Annotated in this window: 15 protein-coding genes; 11 read left to right on the top strand and 4 right to left on the bottom strand. The window is 69.4% G+C overall.

Annotation, left to right across the window (positions count from 1 at the left end):
• Positions 1 to 3: 3 nt before the first annotated feature.
• Positions 4 to 540 (top strand): hypothetical protein, encoded by a 537-nt coding sequence (locus IW256_RS02095; RefSeq protein ID WP_197009329.1) that lies wholly within the window; start codon positions 4 to 6, stop codon positions 538 to 540.
• A 550-nt stretch (positions 541 to 1,090) separates the two neighbouring features.
• Entirely contained in the window at positions 1,091 to 2,350 is a 1,260-nt protein-coding gene (locus IW256_RS02090) for an ABC transporter substrate-binding protein (protein WP_197009328.1), read from the top strand.
• A gap of 721 nt (positions 2,351 to 3,071) precedes the next feature.
• Here the strand turns inward: IW256_RS02090 and IW256_RS02085 are convergent.
• From IW256_RS02085 to msrA, 3 genes are all read right to left on the bottom strand, one after another.
• Positions 3,072 to 3,398 carry a hypothetical protein gene (locus tag IW256_RS02085; protein ID WP_197009327.1) on the bottom strand — a complete coding sequence of 109 codons (327 nt, stop codon included), beginning with the start codon at positions 3,396 to 3,398 and terminating at the stop codon, positions 3,072 to 3,074.
• 329 nt (positions 3,399 to 3,727) lie between these two features.
• Positions 3,728 to 4,180 carry a hypothetical protein gene (locus tag IW256_RS40735; protein WP_231403609.1) on the bottom strand — a complete coding sequence of 151 codons (453 nt, stop codon included), beginning with the start codon at positions 4,178 to 4,180 and terminating at the stop codon, positions 3,728 to 3,730.
• Positions 4,181 to 4,182: 2 nt separating this feature from the next.
• Positions 4,183 to 4,830, bottom strand: a complete 648-nt coding sequence (msrA, locus tag IW256_RS02075) for a peptide-methionine (S)-S-oxide reductase MsrA (RefSeq protein WP_197009325.1) — start codon at positions 4,828 to 4,830, stop codon at positions 4,183 to 4,185.
• Positions 4,831 to 4,923: 93 nt separating this feature from the next.
• Between msrA and rarD the strand changes: the two genes are divergently transcribed.
• Entirely contained in the window at positions 4,924 to 5,844 is a 921-nt protein-coding gene (rarD, locus tag IW256_RS02070; protein ID WP_197009324.1) for an EamA family transporter RarD, read from the top strand.
• Between the two features lie 37 nt (positions 5,845 to 5,881).
• On the top strand, positions 5,882 to 6,277 hold the full coding sequence (locus tag IW256_RS02065; protein ID WP_197009323.1) for a hypothetical protein: 396 nt from the start codon (positions 5,882 to 5,884) through the stop codon (positions 6,275 to 6,277).
• 4 nt (positions 6,278 to 6,281) lie between these two features.
• On the opposite strand, the gene IW256_RS42000 is transcribed toward IW256_RS02065, so the two are convergent.
• Positions 6,282 to 7,463, bottom strand: a complete 1,182-nt coding sequence (locus IW256_RS42000; RefSeq protein ID WP_197009322.1) for a cytochrome P450 — start codon at positions 7,461 to 7,463, stop codon at positions 6,282 to 6,284.
• A 629-nt stretch (positions 7,464 to 8,092) separates the two neighbouring features.
• On the opposite strand from IW256_RS42000, the gene IW256_RS02055 reads away from it, so the two are divergent.
• The 7 genes from IW256_RS02055 (at position 8,093) to IW256_RS02025 (ending at position 16,175) form a co-directional block, all read left to right on the top strand.
• On the top strand, positions 8,093 to 9,376 hold the full coding sequence (locus IW256_RS02055) for a cytochrome P450 (RefSeq protein ID WP_231403608.1): 1,284 nt from the start codon (positions 8,093 to 8,095) through the stop codon (positions 9,374 to 9,376).
• Entirely contained in the window at positions 9,373 to 10,278 is a 906-nt protein-coding gene (locus tag IW256_RS02050; RefSeq protein WP_197009320.1) for a terpene synthase family protein, read from the top strand. The genes IW256_RS02055 and IW256_RS02050 overlap by 4 nt, the downstream gene beginning before the upstream one ends.
• Positions 10,279 to 10,301: 23 nt before the next feature.
• The gene (locus tag IW256_RS02045; protein WP_307828705.1) at positions 10,302 to 11,939 is read left to right on the top strand and encodes a prenyltransferase/squalene oxidase repeat-containing protein; all 1,638 of its coding nucleotides are present in this window, start codon (positions 10,302 to 10,304) and stop codon (positions 11,937 to 11,939) included.
• Between the two features lie 244 nt (positions 11,940 to 12,183).
• On the top strand, positions 12,184 to 14,748 hold the full coding sequence (locus IW256_RS02040; RefSeq protein ID WP_231403607.1) for a nitrate- and nitrite sensing domain-containing protein: 2,565 nt from the start codon (positions 12,184 to 12,186) through the stop codon (positions 14,746 to 14,748).
• Positions 14,748 to 15,176, top strand: a complete 429-nt coding sequence (locus tag IW256_RS02035) for a roadblock/LC7 domain-containing protein (RefSeq protein ID WP_197009317.1) — start codon at positions 14,748 to 14,750, stop codon at positions 15,174 to 15,176. Before IW256_RS02040 ends, IW256_RS02035 begins: the two co-directional genes overlap by 1 nt.
• Complete coding sequence (locus tag IW256_RS02030) at positions 15,176 to 15,586, top strand: DUF742 domain-containing protein (protein WP_197009316.1); 411 nt, start codon at positions 15,176 to 15,178, stop codon at positions 15,584 to 15,586. Before IW256_RS02035 ends, IW256_RS02030 begins: the two co-directional genes overlap by 1 nt.
• Positions 15,567 to 16,175 carry a GTP-binding protein gene (locus tag IW256_RS02025; RefSeq protein WP_197009315.1) on the top strand — a complete coding sequence of 203 codons (609 nt, stop codon included), beginning with the start codon at positions 15,567 to 15,569 and terminating at the stop codon, positions 16,173 to 16,175. Before IW256_RS02030 ends, IW256_RS02025 begins: the two co-directional genes overlap by 20 nt.
• The last annotated feature ends 78 nt before the right edge of the window (positions 16,176 to 16,253 follow it).

Raw genomic sequence — 16,253 nt, 5'->3', positions numbered from 1 at the left:
CACATGCCGATACCCGAGGTCTCCGAACTCGCCGGCTGGTCACCGCAACAGGTGACGGCGTTGCTGCGGGAAGCCGACGACCACGGCACCGGGTTGCCGGATGGATGGTGCTCGACGCTCCGCTCGTTCGCCGTGGGGAAGATGCAGCGAAGGGACCTTCCTGCCCCCGAGCGCCTCGCCTGGGGACACCTGGCCTTGGCGGTCTCCGCCCGCTCGGCCCCGACCGGCGGCCTGGGTCGCCTTGCGGACCGGCTTCACCTCAACGCCTACCTGATCAAGCACTTCGGAGCCGACCGCGACGACCCGGACCGCGCCCCCGACCACGTCGCCGCCAACGCCCTCGCCATGCTCGAACGCCCCGTGTCCGAACTCAAGGAACTGGCCCCGCGGTTCTACGATCTGAATCCGGGCGAAATGCTCATGCTACGCAGGTATCAGAACGTCGCAGCACCGCTCCTCACCCTCGCCCCGCTCATAGAAGACGAGGACTTGCACGGCCGTCTGGCAGATCTGGCGGACCTGGTGGCCCTGCTCCCCTGAGCCGTTCAGAACCAGGACGGCAGATCCGCTCTCCCGTTACTCGCCGGCCCCAGCCTTCCCCGAAGCGGCCCTCACCGCGGCGACGCCCCCACGTCCCTGACCGATCCCTACCGCCGCTGACGCCCTTGACCTTCGCCCGACGGCCGAGGCCAGGTCCACCTGCTGGCAGAGCGCGGTTCGGACGGGCCGTCCCATCCCCACTCCAAAAGCACAACGTGATTGATTAGTGTCTCTCAGTGACGGGTACCGCGTTGATGGACGATCGTGCCGAACGCGGCCCGTACTGAGGCGGCGGCGATGTACCCCCGGAGGCCGGGTGAGGTCATCACCGCAGGACACTGGGGGAAATCAAATGGAGCAGAATTCTGCACGCGTCTCTCGGCGCGGGCTGCTCAAGGTGGCGGGAGCGGGCCTTTGCGCGACGGCGGCCGCGCGCGTCCCCGGCGATGGTAGCCCGGGAAACCCCGCGCAGCCGGAGCCCACCACCACCTATCTCACGCCGACAAAGAAACTCAAAGGAACGCTGTCAATTCTCCAGCGGAGGCATTACGTGCCCCGCTACGACAGATGGTTCGACGCCTATGCCCAGGAGTGGGGCAGGCGCGTGGGTGTGGACGTGAGAGTCGAGCACATCGACCCGGAGAGACTGGTCTCGCGCGCGCTGGAGGTGATCGAGGCGGGGTCCGGCCATGACCTCATCGAGTGGACCAGTTCTCCCGCCCAGCTCGAACCGTACCTCGTCGACCTGGCCGACCTCCACGACGAGGCGGTCGGACGCTTCGGCATCGAGCAGCCCCTCTGCAGGAGGGCCGGCTACAACCCCACTACAAAGAAGTACTACGGCTACGCCCACGCCTGGGCCCCCTGCCAGGGCGACTACCGCAAGAGCCTGTGGCAGCAGGTCGGGCTGGACGACGGCCCGGCGACCTGGGAGGAACTGCGCGAGGGCGGCAAGGCGATCAAGCAGAAGCTCAACGTCGCCGTGGGCATCGGAATGTCGAACGAGCTGGACTCCAACATCGCGACCCGGGCGCTCATGTGGTCGTTCGGCGCGTCGGTGCAGAACGAGCTCGAACAGGTGGTGATCAACTCTCCGGAGACGATCGCCGCCGTCACCTCCATGGTGCGGCTCTACCGGGAGGCGATGACCCCGGAGGTGTTCTCGTGGAACCAGCTCTCCAATAACCAGGGGCTCATAGCCGGTCGGCTCTCCTACATCGCCAACCCGATTTCGGCGTACCGCACCGCGCAGGTCGAAGCCCCCGAGGTCGCGAACGACATCTTCTTCACACCCCCGCTCAGGGGCCCGGCGGGGGTCGGCCTCAGCGGCCCGCAGCCGGTGTTCGTCTACTTCGTCCCCAAGTTCTCCAAGAACGTCGACGCCGCCAAGGAATTCCTTCTCAACCTGTCGGCCAACGACGCGGTCAGCACGTACCAGTCGGAGCTTTACAATTTCCCGGCCTTTCCGTCCATGGTGCCGCAACTGGACGGATGGCTGGCCGACGACCCGTTCGGGGCACGGCCGCCGGGCAAGCTCAAGCTGCTCCAGAACGCGGGGACATGGTCCGTGGACATTGGCTACCCGGGCCCCTCCAACCCCGCTATAGGCCAGGTGTTCACCCGTTCCATCCTGCCGCGGATGATGGCGCGGGCCGCCCAGGGAAGGCAGACGCCCGCGGAGTCGGTGGCCCAGGCCGAGGCGGAGATCAAGCCGATCTTCGAGAAGTGGCGCCGCCGCGGCCTGCTCAATGGCGAAACGGCCCATCAGGGCGGTGACCAGGAACGGTCGGGTGAGCGTGCGGGCGCATAAGTAGGCCTGCAGCGCTGGGCCGAGGTAGTACAGGTGCTACTGGTGCCGGAACTCCTGGTCTAGGTTCAGGCCCCGTTTCTCAGCCGGTCCCGTATGTAGGTGAGCGTGTGCACCTCACATGCCCCGATGTTGGCGCCTGTCCTGTCAGTCACAGTGAATTCGGGCTTCTTCGTACAGGAGGAGCCACCCCAGGCGCACCGGCCCTCAGCGCTCTTGGTTCCTGCGTTGAAGTCGTCGAGCTCCCAAAACTTGATCTCCAGCAACGCCACCCTGCACCTCCGATCAGCCGGCCCGGCTGTCGCGCCGGCCGGATACCGCGTCCGACGCCAAGTTCAGCACTTTCCCGAGTCCAGCGCCAGACGCTCAGGATTGCGCACATGGAGCGCGACGCTAAGGCTCGGTAAGCAGCGCCACCACGGCACCAGCACCGATGCTGTGTGCATCCGCTGCGGACGTCCCCCATATATGCGCGACATTCACCACCCGGTGGGTTGATCAGGCTTACGCAGGATGATGCTCCGTGACCTCTCCACCGGTTGCGGCCACGGCCAGTCAGCCGCGTTCTCCGCCTTCGTGTCATCCACCCAGTGGAGATCGTCAGGGAACGCGCTCCCCCGATGCTCTGCCCACAAGATCGAGACTTCGTCGACGATCGTCCAGGTCACTCGGCCGGAGTGACGCCGATCGGGCAGGACAGGCCCGTGCTGCCCAAGCCGGCCCATCAGGTGACCTGAGAAGCCGAGACGATGAACTCCGCATACCCCGCGTCGTTGACCGACCGGTGATCGATGGCCACACGGACGCGATCTCCGGGGAGACCGTGTTCCAGGAGAACCGCATCCAAGTACACCGGGACCGGGAACTCGGCATGAGGGCCTGGCTCATCATCGGCGTCCCAGAAGAGAGGCGCCTTGTCGATGATCGAGTGTCGTCCGCCATCCGCATCAGCGAAGACGACCTCGACGACCCAAGGGTAGTTACTGCGATCGACCCATCGTGTGGCCTCTGCGATCAGTAGCGCGGCGCGAGGCTGGGAATCGTCAGTCATCTGCCTGAACATACCGGTAGGCCAGAAGCCCCAAGAGTTATGGGCACCTATGGGTAGACGGGTGCCTTCAGGTCTCCGTGCAAGGTGGCCGATCTGCGGCCAAGGTCAGCCACTGCGACCGGTAGTGCTCTACTGCCAGCGAACCCACGCGCAGGCCGTGCACACGTATCAGGGAACGCGCCCTACGGGAGAGACCGTCCGAGATATCGGCCTCGTACCGGTTCATTCAGCGACAGGGGCGTCCAGGTGTAGACCTATGCCGCGGTAGCCGTTGGGGTTCTTGTGCAGGTGCCGCTGATGGAAGCCGTACGTCCGGCAGATGTGCATCCTCACCATCCTGGAGGTAGATCGATCGGGCGTCTGGTCCACCACCAGCGGACCTCCTGCCCCTCGGCCAACGGGTACCAGTACTTGGACAACTCCGCACCGCGGTCCTCGAAGGTGAGGTCGCGGAAGCGGGCATCGAGCCGGTCGATGCAGCGGGACGTCTTGGCCCGGAGCCCTGCCGGCATCACCTCTAGAAAGTCCTCGGCCCTGTCTCGGCTGGTCAAGACGTTGAGGTACTCATCGGCCAGGTAGTAGTCCTGGCGGACCCACTCGTCCTCCATACGACGGATCAGAATCTCCCAGAAGCGCAAGCAGTTGAGAACGCCGTACGTAGGTTCCGCGCCTTCCGACGTCCACTCGGCGGGCTCGCGAGCCCGGACCCGCATGTCCAGGAAGGCGAGCGCTTGGCGATCTTGAGGCGTGAGGGACTCGACCAGCCGGGCGACCTCCCCCATGCCTATTCGGCGGGGGCCACGCCGATCGGGCAGGAGAGGCCCGTGCCGCCGATGCCGCAGTAGCCGTTGGGGTTCTTGTGCAGGTACTGCTGGTGGTAGTCCTCGGCGAAGTAGTAGTCGGCGGCCCTGGTGATCTCGGTGGTGATGGGGCCGTGGCCGGCGGCGGTGAGGACCTTCTGGTACGCGTCGCGGGACGCCTCGGCGAGCTTCTGCTGGGCGTCGTCGCGGTAGAAGACGGCCGAACGGTACTGGGTGCCGACATCGTTGCCCTGGCGCATGCCCTGGGTGGGGTCGTGGGCCTCCCAGAAGACGCGCAGCAACTCCTCGTAGGAGATCCGGGCCGGGTCGTAGACGACGCGGACGGTCTCGGTGTGGCCGGTCTGGCCGCTGCAGACCTCTTCGTACGTGGGGTTCGGCGTGTAGCCGCCCTCGTAGCCGACGCTGGTGGAGATGACGCCCGGGGTCTCCCAGAACTTGCGTTCGGCGCCCCAGAAGCATCCCAGGGCGAACTCGGCGATCTCGGCGCCGTCCGGGTAGGGCGGGGCCAGGGGCGCGTTGAGGACCTCGTGCCGGGGCGGAACCGGAATCGGCTCTTCACGGCCGGGCAGGGCCCGCTCCGGAGAGACCATCTGGGTCTTCGCGAAGAACATGCCTTCAGGCTACGCGGTCAGGGCTGTCATCAGCGTGGTGGAGGTTGGCTGATTACGTCCTGCTAGCGTGACGTTGTGGTGAACCATCGGGGTTTGGCGTTCGGTGTCGCGGCGTACGCGTTGTGGGGGTTGTTCCCCCTTTACTGGCCACTTCTGAAGCCTTCCGGGGCGACGGAGATCCTGGCGCACCGGATCATGTGGTCGCTGGTCGCCGTCCTGGCGATGCTGGCGCTCAGCCGGCGCTGGATCCGCGGGCTGTCCTGGCGCAGGCTGGGGCTGCTGGCCGCGGCGTCGGCGGCCATCACGCTCAACTGGGGCGTCTACATCCTGGCGGTCAACAGCGGCCACACCATCGACGCGTCGCTGGGGTACTTCATCAATCCGCTGATCAGCGTGCTGTTCGGTGTGCTGATCTTCCGGGAGCGGCTGCGGCGGTGGCAGTGGGCGGCGGTCGGGCTGGGGGCCGTGGCGGTGGTGGTGCTGAGCGTGGACTACGGCCGGCCGCCGTGGATCGCGCTGGTGCTGAGCCTGGCGTTCGCCGTCTACGGGCTGCTCAAGAAGTTCGCGGACATGCCGTCGCTGGAGAGCCTGGCGGTGGAGACCGCGGTGATGTTCCTTCCCGCGCTCGGGTTCGCCCTGGTCCTCGGGGTCCAGGGGGACGGGACGTTCGGGCATCACGGGGCGGCGCACATGGCGCTCCTGGCCGGGGCCGGGTTCGTCACGGCGATCCCCCTGCTGCTGTTCAACGGGGCCGCGACGCGGCTGCCGCTCAGCGTGATCGGCATGCTGCAGTACCTGACGCCCGTCCTGCAGTTCATGATCGGCCTGTTCGTCCACCACGAGGCGATGCCGGCGAGCCGCTGGACGGGATTCGTCCTGGTCTGGACGGCACTGGCGGTGCTGACGTGGGACGGGGTGCGCGCGGTCCGGCGACCGGCTCCGGTCACCGAGAGAGATCACCGAACTTCGCCCGGTTTCGGGCCATCCCTGGAGGAGGAGACACCGAGGCACTAAAGTGCCGGAGGTCACGCCCCCGTCACGAGGAGTCCGGTTGCGCCTGCTGAGCATCACCGCAGTGGGAACGGCCTTGATCGCGGCCGGCCTCGCGGCCCCCGCCTCGGGCGAGGAGAGCGCGGCCGGCGGGATGTGGCTCAGCCCCGAGGTGGCGCACCCGGGCGAACGGGTGAGGGTGCGCGTGCCGGGCTGCGCGGCCGGGACGGGCGAGGCCGGGTCGCCGGCGTTCACCGCGAAGGCCGGGCTGGCCGAGGGCACCGCCACCGCCCAGGTCAGGCGCACCGCCGGTGCGGGGACCTACACCGTGACGGCCGGCTGCGGGGGACGCTCGTTCACCGGACGGCTGGTCGTCTCCACGGAACGTTCCTGGCCGTCGCTGCTGCCGGGCGCCCTCAACCTGCAGATGGCCCGCGCCACGCAGGACGATCAATGAGCCCCTAGGCGGGCGGGAACACGATCGGGACGCTGGAGATCCCCATGACGCCGGTGGGCCAGTCCACGTGAGGGCGGGGGCCGGGAGCGAGCTCGTACTCGGGGATGCGGCGGTGCCACTCCTCCAGGACCACCCGCAGCTCCACCCGGGCCAGGTGGACGCCCAGGCAGCGGTGCGGTCCGCTGCCCCAGGTGAGGTGGTTGTACTGGCGCCGCGGGTCGAACTCGTCGGGCGCCTCCAGGTCCCCGGGGTCCCTGTTCGCGGCGCCGACGGCCACGCCCACGGGGGACCCGGCCGGGATCCGCACGCCGGCCAGCTCGACGTCCTGGGTGGCCACCCGGGGGATGACGGCGTTGGCCGGATCGACGCGCAACAGTTCCTCGATGGCCGAGGGGATCAGGCCCGGATCGGCGGCGAGGTCGCGCCGGAGTGCGGCGTCCTCGGCCAGCTTGGCGAACATCAGGCTGAGCGCGTTGGTGACGGAGTCGACGCCGGCCAGGACGAAGAGGAAGCACAGCCCGATCGCCTCCTCGTCGGTGAACGGCTCGTCCGTCTCCGCCTCGAACAGGCTCCGCAGCAGGCCGCCCGCCTTGCCCGCCCGGCAGTCGGCGACATGGGCGCTGACGTAGCCGAACAGCTCGTTCGCCGACTCCAGCGCCTCCGGCGGCGGGGCGCCCGCGCCGGAGAAATCGGCGAGCTGGATGATGACCTCCCGCCAGGCCAGCAGCCGGTCGAGATCGGCGGCGGGCAACCCGAAGAGGGACAGGAACACCTCGGCCGGGACGGGGCGCGCCAGGTCGGCGACCGCGTCGCAGGAGCCCCGGCCGATGACGGCGTCGATCAGCTTCGCCGCGCTCGCCCGCGCCGAGTCCTCCAGGGCCGCCGCCGCGCGCGGGGTGAAGAACGGCTGGAGCAGGCGCCGGTAGCGGGTGTGGTCGGGCGGGTCGAAGGCGATGGGCACCAGGGGCACCGGGCTGCCGAGCGTGTCGAACGCCCGGCGCGAGGAGAAGATCTCGGGGTGCTTGAAGACGTGCTCGGCGAGAGCGCGGGTGGTGACCACGTAGCCGGCGTCGGTCAGCACCACCGGGCCGGCGGCGCGCAGGACGGCGTAACCCGCGCCCCGGTCGTCGGCCATCGGCAGTTCTCCCATATGGAGCACGCCCTCGTCCGTGAGTCCCGCAGTCATGGCCATCTCCGCCCAGTGCCGGTCGCTATGCAGCTTTTGCCGCGCCAGATCGTAGGCCCCCCGGCCGCATGGGGGAAGGGCCGGCCGGCCGCCTTCTGACTCCGCCGCCGGAAGTCGGGCATTCCTTTACCAGACCGCACGGGCCACCGTAAAGGTCGTGACGAGGCCGGAGCAGGCCCCAGCATGCTTTCACCCACTAAGTAACGGTCAATTCTTTACGGCCGAGCGAGGCCGACCACTGCCGATCACAGTCCGTCATGGCTCATCACTTGAAGTGACATCTCTTTCCTGACATCGGCGTTCACCGACACTGACGCACCTTGAGTAAGTGATGAACGTCACTCATAAAACCACACATTTCCTACCATCGGGCATCTTGCCCACAATATTTGATCATGTGATACTTCCCCGGAAACGCCCATAACTCACAAGCTTCGCAACTTGCCCAGAACATCACCCAACGGTCCAGGTCTCCTTCGCCGCCGCCCCACTCGGACGGCCCGTTCCGCACGACCAACTCCATGCTCGAGGAGCAGTCGAGAATGGCCCTTGACATCGGCACGGTTCCCGCACGTAAGGCCAAGAAATTTCCGCTTTACCGCACGGCCTCCGGGTTCGTCAGAGACCCCTTGGGGCAACTCGAACATATAAGCGAAATTGCGGACGGCCGACTCCTCCGGCTCGACCTGGGCGCGTCCCACCCGTACCTGGCCACCCACCCCGACGACGTCCAGCAGGTGCTCCGCCGCGAGTCGGAGAACTTCATCCGGGACGGCGTGTTCTGGCGTCCCCTCCGGGAGCTGATGGGCGACAGCATCCTGGCCGAGGGCGCGGAGTGGGAGCACAGCAAGCGGGTGCTCCAGCCGGTCTTCACGACCCGCAACGTCAACACGCTCACCGACCTGATGGCCGAGGCGATCAACGACGCGGTGGACAAGCTCGACGAGCCCGCCCGGGCCGGTACCCCCATCGACGTGCTGCCGGAGATGTGCCGGATCGTCAACGAGACCGTGATCAAGGTCCTGTTCGGCGACAAGATCTCCCGCTCCGAGGCCGACCTGCTGATCCCGACCTTCGACCAGATCGCCACCAAGATCGCGTTCCGCTTCCTGCTGCCGTTCGTACCGCGCGCCATACCCATGCCGGGCGACCGGGCGTTCCGTGACGCCGTCCAGGTCATGGACGACACCCTGTTCGCCCTGGTCGAGCGCTACCGCAACGATCCGGGCCCGGGCCAGGACATCTTCACCGCGCTGTGCCACGCGCGGACGGCCGAGGGCAGCGGCCTCGACGACCGCTGGGTGCGCGACAACCTGCTGGCCATGTTCTCCACCAGCACCGAGACCACGACCCTGGCGCTGACCTGGCTCTGGCCGCTGCTGCACGACCACCCCGAGGTCGCCGAAAGGCTCCAGACCGAGATCCAGGGGGTGGTCGGCACCGAGCGGGTCCGCGCCTCCCACCTGGACCATCTGCCCTACGTCAAGCAGGTCGTCCAGGAGCTGCTGCGGCTCTACCCGGTGGGGTGGATGTTCCCGCGAATGGCCACCGAGCCCACCGACATGCGCGGCGTTCGGATCCGGCCGGGCGACACCGTACTGATCAGCCCCTATCTCACGCACCGGCTCAAGTCCGTGTGGGACGAACCCGCCCGGTTCGACCCCGACCGCTTCCTGCCCGAGCGCGCGCGCCACTACCACCGGTACGCCTACTTCCCGTTCGGCGGCGGGCCCCACCAGTGCATCGGCCGGCACATCTTCAACGTCGAGGCGCAGCTGATCCTGACCAGCATCCTGAGCCGGTTCCGCCCCCGGCTGTCGGAGGCGGTGCCGGCCGAGCCGCAGATCGGGGCCACCCTGCGACCGCGGAAACCCATCGAGATGACGCTGATCCCCCATCGGAGGTCCGCGTGAGCACGGCCACCGGGACGAGCCGCCCGGCCCGCGAGGCCCTCGGCGCCGGCACGGTCCTGGCGCAGGCGGTACGGGCCGCCCGCGACCTGGCCGCCTGCGCCGTCGCCCACCCCGACCTGTTCTCGGCCAAGCCGATCGACGACACCCTGTTCAACGCCGTGGCCTGCGCCAACGCGTTCGGCTCCCCGGAGCTGGGCGCCGCCGACCTGCGGATCGCCAACCGCACCTCGCTGTGGATCTTCGGCCTGGACTGGCTGGTCGACCACAAGGCCGTGGCGCGCGAGGAGATCGAGGACGTCAACCGGCGGTGCCTGGCCGTCCTGGACGGCGGCGAGCCCCTTCCCGGGGACGGCCTCACCCGGTTCCTGGCCGAGATCCGTGACGAGGTGGCCGCCTCTCCCGCGTTCCCGGCCCTGCGCGACGACTGGCGCGCGCAGTTCGTCCGGCTGCTGGAGGCCGGTGCGCGGGAGTGGGAGTGGAAGACGGCCGCCTCGGCCGGTGACCGGGCCGCGCTGCCGTCGTTCGACGACTATCTCGACAACGCCGACAACTACGGCTCCGCCTGGGTGAACGTCTCCCACTGGATCGTCCGCGCCGACCCCGCCACGCTCGCGCACGCCGGACCGCTGCAGGTCATCAGCCGCGAGGTGCAGAAGGTCCTGCGCCTCCTGAACGACCTGGCCACCTACGAGCGTGACGTGACCTGGGGCGATCTCAACGCCCAGATGCTCGGCGTGGACCGGGAGGGGGTGACCGCCCGTATCGGCGAGACCGTCGAACGCTGCCACGCGCTACTGGAGCCGCTACGCGACGCATGCCCGGAGGCCGCGGACTATCTGGAACGGCAGATCGGCTACAGCACGGGCTTCTACGGCCAGAGCGACTACTGGGGGGCGCTGTGACCGTGGAGGAGGCCCGGGATCATGTGGGCTCCGTCGACGTCGCCACCGCCGCCGGCCGGATCGTCGACGACCTGACCGCCCACCCCTGGGGACGCGCCTCCCCTTCGGTGTACGAGACGGGGCGGCTGGTGTCGCTGGCCCCCTGGCTGGCCGGGCAGGACGAGCGGCTCCGCTTCCTGCTGGAGTCGCGGCGGCCGGACGGCGGGTGGGGCCTGCCGCACGACGGGTACGCGCTGGTCCCGACCCTGAGCGCGACCGAGGCCCTGCTCGGCGTCCTGCGCGCCCGCGTCCCCTGTTCCGAGGCGGCGGCCACCGCCGTCCCGCGCGCGGAGCTGGTGGAGGCCGCGGGCCAGGGCCTGCGGCTGCTCCACGGCCGGCTCGGCGCGGACCGCCATCTGGACCTGCCCGACATGCCGGCGATCGAGCACATCACCCCGTACCTGATCAAGCGGATCAACGGGCACCTGGGCGAGTTGCGCGTCCGTCCGGTCCCGGGACTGGAGGCGTGGGCCGAGCGGGACGGGCTGCCCGTGCCCAGGGGCATGACGGGCGCGATGCTGCCGCTCTTCCGGAACCTGCTCGACCGGGGCGAGCCCGTGCCCGAGAAACTGCTGCACGCGCTGGAGATCGCGGGCGACGGCGCCCGGGGCGCGCGCGCCGTCCGGCCGGGTCCGTCCGGAACGATCGGCGCCTCCCCCGCGGCCACGGCCGCCTGGCTGGGCGACGGCACCGGCACCGGCACCGGGGAGCGCGCGGCGGCCCGGCGGTACCTGGAGGAGGCGGCGGCCCAGCACGGCGGCCCGGTCTCCGTCGCGGCGCCCATCACCGAGTTCGAGCGCGGCTGGGTGCTGAGCTGGCTCGCCCGGGTGGGCGTTCCCCTGAAGGTGCCGCCGCGGGTGATCGCGGACCTGCGCGCGGCGCTGGGAACGACCGGGACGGGAGGCGGGGCGGGCCTTCCACCGGACGCCGACAGCAGTGCCGGGGCCCTGTACGCGCTGTCCCTCCTCGGCCGTCCGTACCCTCCCGACCTTCTCTGGCAGTACGAGACGGAGACGCACTTCTGCACCTGGCGCGGTGAGAACGGCCGTTCCATCACGACCAACGCGCACGTCCTCGAAGCGTTCGGGCAGTACCTGGAGGCGACCGGCGGGGGCGCGGACAGGGCCCGCTACGCGGCGTCGATGGCGAAGGTCACCTTCTGGCTGTGCGGCCGGCAGGACGCGGACGGCGCTTGGCGGGACCGGTGGCACGCCTCCCCCTACTACGCGACGGCGTGCGCGGCTCTCGCCCTCGACCGGTTCGGCACCGGCGCGGGCGCGGAACGGGCGGTGCGCGATGCCGTCCGGTGGGTCCTCGGCTCGCAGAGGCCGGAAGGCTCGTGGGGGCGCTGGGACGGAACCGCCGAGGAGACCGCCTACGCCCTGCAGATCCTGCTGCTGTCCCGGCACGTCCCCGACGGGGGCCGGTGGGCGGTGGCCCGGGGCGCGGCCTGGCTGCGGTCGACCATAGAAACCGGACTAACTTCCTTGAACATCCCAGATAGCAACAAAATACCTCTTTGGCATGACAAGGATGTATATCACCCAACAACTATCGTTCAGGCAGCAATCGTCGCAACGCTTCATCTCCTGCAGAGCGACCCACATGTACCCAATATGTGAATTACCTCACATAGACCTGCGATAACGTCGCAAGCCTGCCGAAGTAAACGATTCACCTTGAGGGGTTTTAGGTACGTTGCTAAGGTTCTGCTTGCACCAAACCGGTTGATACCGGCCTTCCCGAAACCCCACCATCACGTGCCTCGCAGCCGGCATGACATCGCCGCAGCGCGAGCACCTTGACAATTGTTGGGCGAATCGAATGCGCTTCCGCAACTCGCGCCTGCGGACCAAGATTGCGGCGATGCTGCTGTCCCTTACGGCTCTGTGGGCGTTCGCCGCGTGGGTTACCGCACGGGAAGGCATCAACCTTCTCTGGGTCAGCACGCTGGACAGCGTCGTCGGGCCGAGCGACCCGATGCTGGTCGACCTCCAGGCGGAGCGACGGCTCACCGTGATCTACCTCGCCGGTCCCACGCAGCAACGGCGTGACGCCCTCGTGGCGCAACGCGCCAAGACCGACCGGACCGTGGCGGTGGTGGTCAAGAAGGCACAGGCCGGCTCGATCAAACGCGCCGCCGACGACATGCTGGAACGCCGCATCAACGAGACCCTGGTCCTGCTGAAGCGCCTCCCCCGGGACCGCCAGGCGATCGACACCGGCTCGATGAACCGCGACCAGGCGTTCGACGCCTACAGCGCGGTCAACGAGGCCAACTTCCGGATGTACGACGCGATGGCAACGCTGGACGACGAGGGCTTCGCCGACACCCTCCGCGCGCAGATCGCGACCAACCGGACCTGGGAACTCCTCTCGCGCGAGGACGCGCTGGTGGCGGGCATGCTCACCACCGGGCGGCTCAGCTCCACCGACATCCAGAGGATCAACCAGACGGTCGGCATCCGCCGCTACGCGTTCGACCGGGCCATGGTGGACCTGCGGGACACCGAGAGCCGGCAGTACGCCGAGCTGACCTCCGCCCGGAAACTCACCGAGGTCCGCCTTCTCGAGGACACGCTGCTCAAGAGCCGGCCCGGCCAGCGTCCGCGCGTCACCGCCGAGCAGTGGCGGGTCACCACCGAGGCGGCGCTGGGGCAGATGCGGCAGATCGTCCAGGCCGCCGGTGACCGGCTGGTCGACCGGGCCACCCCGATCGGCGCCTGGGTCGTCATCCGGCTGATCATGGCCGGTGGTCTCGGCCTCATCGCCGTCATCGCGTCCATCACCGTGTCCATCACCACCGCCCGGGCGCTGGTCCGCCAGCTGGAACGGCTGCGCGGAGCCGCCTGGGAACTGGCCGAACAGCGCCTGCCCAGCGTCGTCGAACGGCTCGGGCACGGCGAGAAGGTCGACGTGGCCGTCGAGGCGCCGCCACTGCGCTTCGGTGACGACGAGATCGGCCAGGTGGGCAAGGCGTTCAACTTCGTCCAGGAGACCGCCATCCGCACCGCGGTCGAGCAGGCGGAACTGCGCCGCGGCATCCGCGACGTCCTGCTCAGCCTGGCCCGCCGCACCCAGACCCTGGTGCACCGGCAGCTCAGCCTGCTGGACCAGATGGAGCGCCGCCGCGACATCGACCCCAAGCAGCTGGAGGAGCTGTTCCGGCTGGACCACCTGGCCACCCGGATGCGGCGCAACGCCGAGAACCTCATCGTCCTCTCCGGCGCCATCCCCGCCCGCGGCTGGCGGCGCTCCGTCCCGATGGTGGACGTGGTCCGCGCCGCGGTCGGCGAGGTCGAGGACTACACCCGGGTCCAGGTCATGCCGTTCGGGCCGATCGAGCTGACCGGACGGGCCGTCGGTGACGTCACCCACCTGCTGGCCGAGCTGATCGAGAACGCTGTGTCGTTCTCCCCGCCCGACACCGTCGTGCAGATCGGCGGGCACCTCGTCGCCAGCGGCTTCGCCATCGACATCGAGGACCGCGGCCTGGGGATGACCGACGAGAAGCTGGCCGACCTCAACAGCCGCATCGCCGACCCGCCCGAGTTCAACCTGCAGAGCTCGGTCCAGCTCGGCCTGTTCGTGGTCGGCAAGCTGGCCGAGCGCTACAACCTGCAGGTCATGCTCAAGCGCTCCGCCTACGGCGGCACCACGGCCGTCGTCGTGATCCCGCGAGAGCTGGTCGTGGAGGAGACGGGCGGCCGGCCCCGCGGCGAGGGGTCGACCGGGCCCCGGCCGGTGCCCGCCGGCACCACCACCGAGAACGGCCTGGCCGTCCGCCAGCCGACGATGGTGGGCGCCGGGTCACCGCAGGACGGCCAGTCCGGCGGTCTCGCTCCCGTCCCGGGGCAGAGCACCGTGCCGTCGCTGGTCGCCGTCCCCAATCCGGCCCCGGCGCCGGGGCCGATCCGGCGGGCCGCCGGGCCGGGTCAGGCCGACCGGAACCCCGAGCCCGCCGGCACCCCCCTCCGGTCCCGCTCCGGCACGAGCACCACCGGGCCGCTCGATCCCACCGCGTTCGGCGACTCCCCCGGGACCCGGTCGCCCGGCGATCCCGTGGGAGCCGGGCCGTCCGGCGATGACCTCGACCCGGCCGGGAGCCGGGCCACCGAGCCGAACGACGCCGGGGCCGGAGGCGCCGGGCGTCCCGATCCCGCGACTCCGGAGGGTCTACCGCCCGTGCCCGACATCGACAGCACCCCGTCCGGCCTGCCCGTCCGGGTGCCGCAGGCGAACCTGGCGCCGCCGCTGCGCACGGACGAGCCGCTCACCGCGCAAGAGCCCGAACCCGACGAGGACCAGGGCCGCTCACCCGCGGAGATCCAGCGGATCATGGGTTCCTACCAGCGCGGAACCCGTCGTGGCCGGGACGAGGCCGCCCGCGCCCGAGGCGACAACGCAGCAGAAGGCGAGAACGATCAGTGATGCAGAAGACGGGCTCTTCGGCCGACCTGAGCTGGTTGCTGGACGACCTGGTCGGACGGCTGCCGCACGCACAGCACGCCGTCGTGCTCTCCGCGGACGGGCTGCTGATGGCCTCCTCCCGGAACTTCGCCCAGGACGACGGCGAGCACCTGGCCGCCGTCGCCGCCGGCATCCAGAGCCTGGCCAAGGGCGCCGGGACCCGCTTCGGCGGCGGCCCCGTCCGGCAGACCATCGTCGAGATGCAGTCGGCGTTCCTCCTGGTCACGGTGGCCGGTAAGGGCGCCTGCCTCGCGGTCCTGAGCGACGAGGACGCCGACGTCGGTCTCATCGCCTACGAGATGGCCATGCTGGTCACCGCGATGGGCCACCACCTGTCCTCACCGTCGCGGTCGGATTCGGCCGCCACCGAGAACCGGCCGGCGCAGTGATGCCACCCGAGGACCCGGGGCAGGACCCCCGCGCCGACGAACTCCATCACGACCGGCTGCTGGACGACCACGCCGGCCCGATGGTGCGTCCGTACGTCATGACCAGCGGCCGGCTCGAACCCACCCGCGGCAAGTTCGATCTCATCACGCTGGTGGTGGCGATCGGCCTCAGCCCCGAGGGCGAGATCGGCCTGGGCCCCGAGCATCTGGCGATCATCCAGCTGTGCCAGTCGGTGATGTCGGTCGCCGAGCTCACCGGCCATCTCAACCTTCCGGTCGCCACCGTACGGGTGCTGCTCGGTGATCTCCTGGACAAGGGGTTCATCACCATGCAGGAACCCGAACCGGAGGCGGACATGCACGACATCAGGCTCTACAAGGCGGTGATCGATGGTCTCCGGGCCCTCTAGTCGCGACTCCAACGGCCGCAGGCTCCCCACCGCGGTCAAGATCGTGATCGCCGGCGGCTTCGGGGTGGGCAAGACCACCATGGTCGGCACCGTCTCCGAGACCCAGCCGCTCCGTACCGAGGAGATCCTCACCGACGAGAGCGTCGGCGTGGACGACGTCTCCGGCGTGGAACGCAAGAACACCACGACCGTGGCGATGGACTTCGGCCGTATCACGATGCGCGACGAATACGTTCTCTACCTCTTCGGCACCCCGGGCCAGGAACGGTTCTGGTTCATGTGGGACGAGGTGGCGCTGGGCGCGCTCGGCGCCGTGGTGCTGGCCGACACCCGGCGGCTGTCGGACTGCTTCCCCTCGGTGGACTACTTCGAGCGCCGCGGCACCCCGTTCATCGTGGCGGTGAACTGCTTCGAGGGGGCCCGCGAGTACGACCTGGAAGAGATCGAGATGGCCCTCAACCTGGGCCCGCAGGTCCCGGTCATGCTGTGCGACGCCCGCAGCCTGGAGTCCTGCAAGAAGGTCCTCATCAACATGGTGCTGCACGCCATGAAGACGCGCGGCCTCACTCCGGAGCCGCAGAACGCCTGACGGCCCGCCGCCCCCTCACCGGAAACGATCGCGCCCGCTCGCCGAGAACGGCGGGCGGGCGCGCGACGGTCCGGGGTG

The organism is Actinomadura viridis (assembly GCF_015751755.1).
Taxonomy (GTDB): domain Bacteria; phylum Actinomycetota; class Actinomycetes; order Streptosporangiales; family Streptosporangiaceae; genus Spirillospora; species Spirillospora viridis.
The sequence above is the reverse complement of the archived record's forward strand: the minus strand, read 5'-3'. Positions and strand labels throughout refer to the sequence as shown.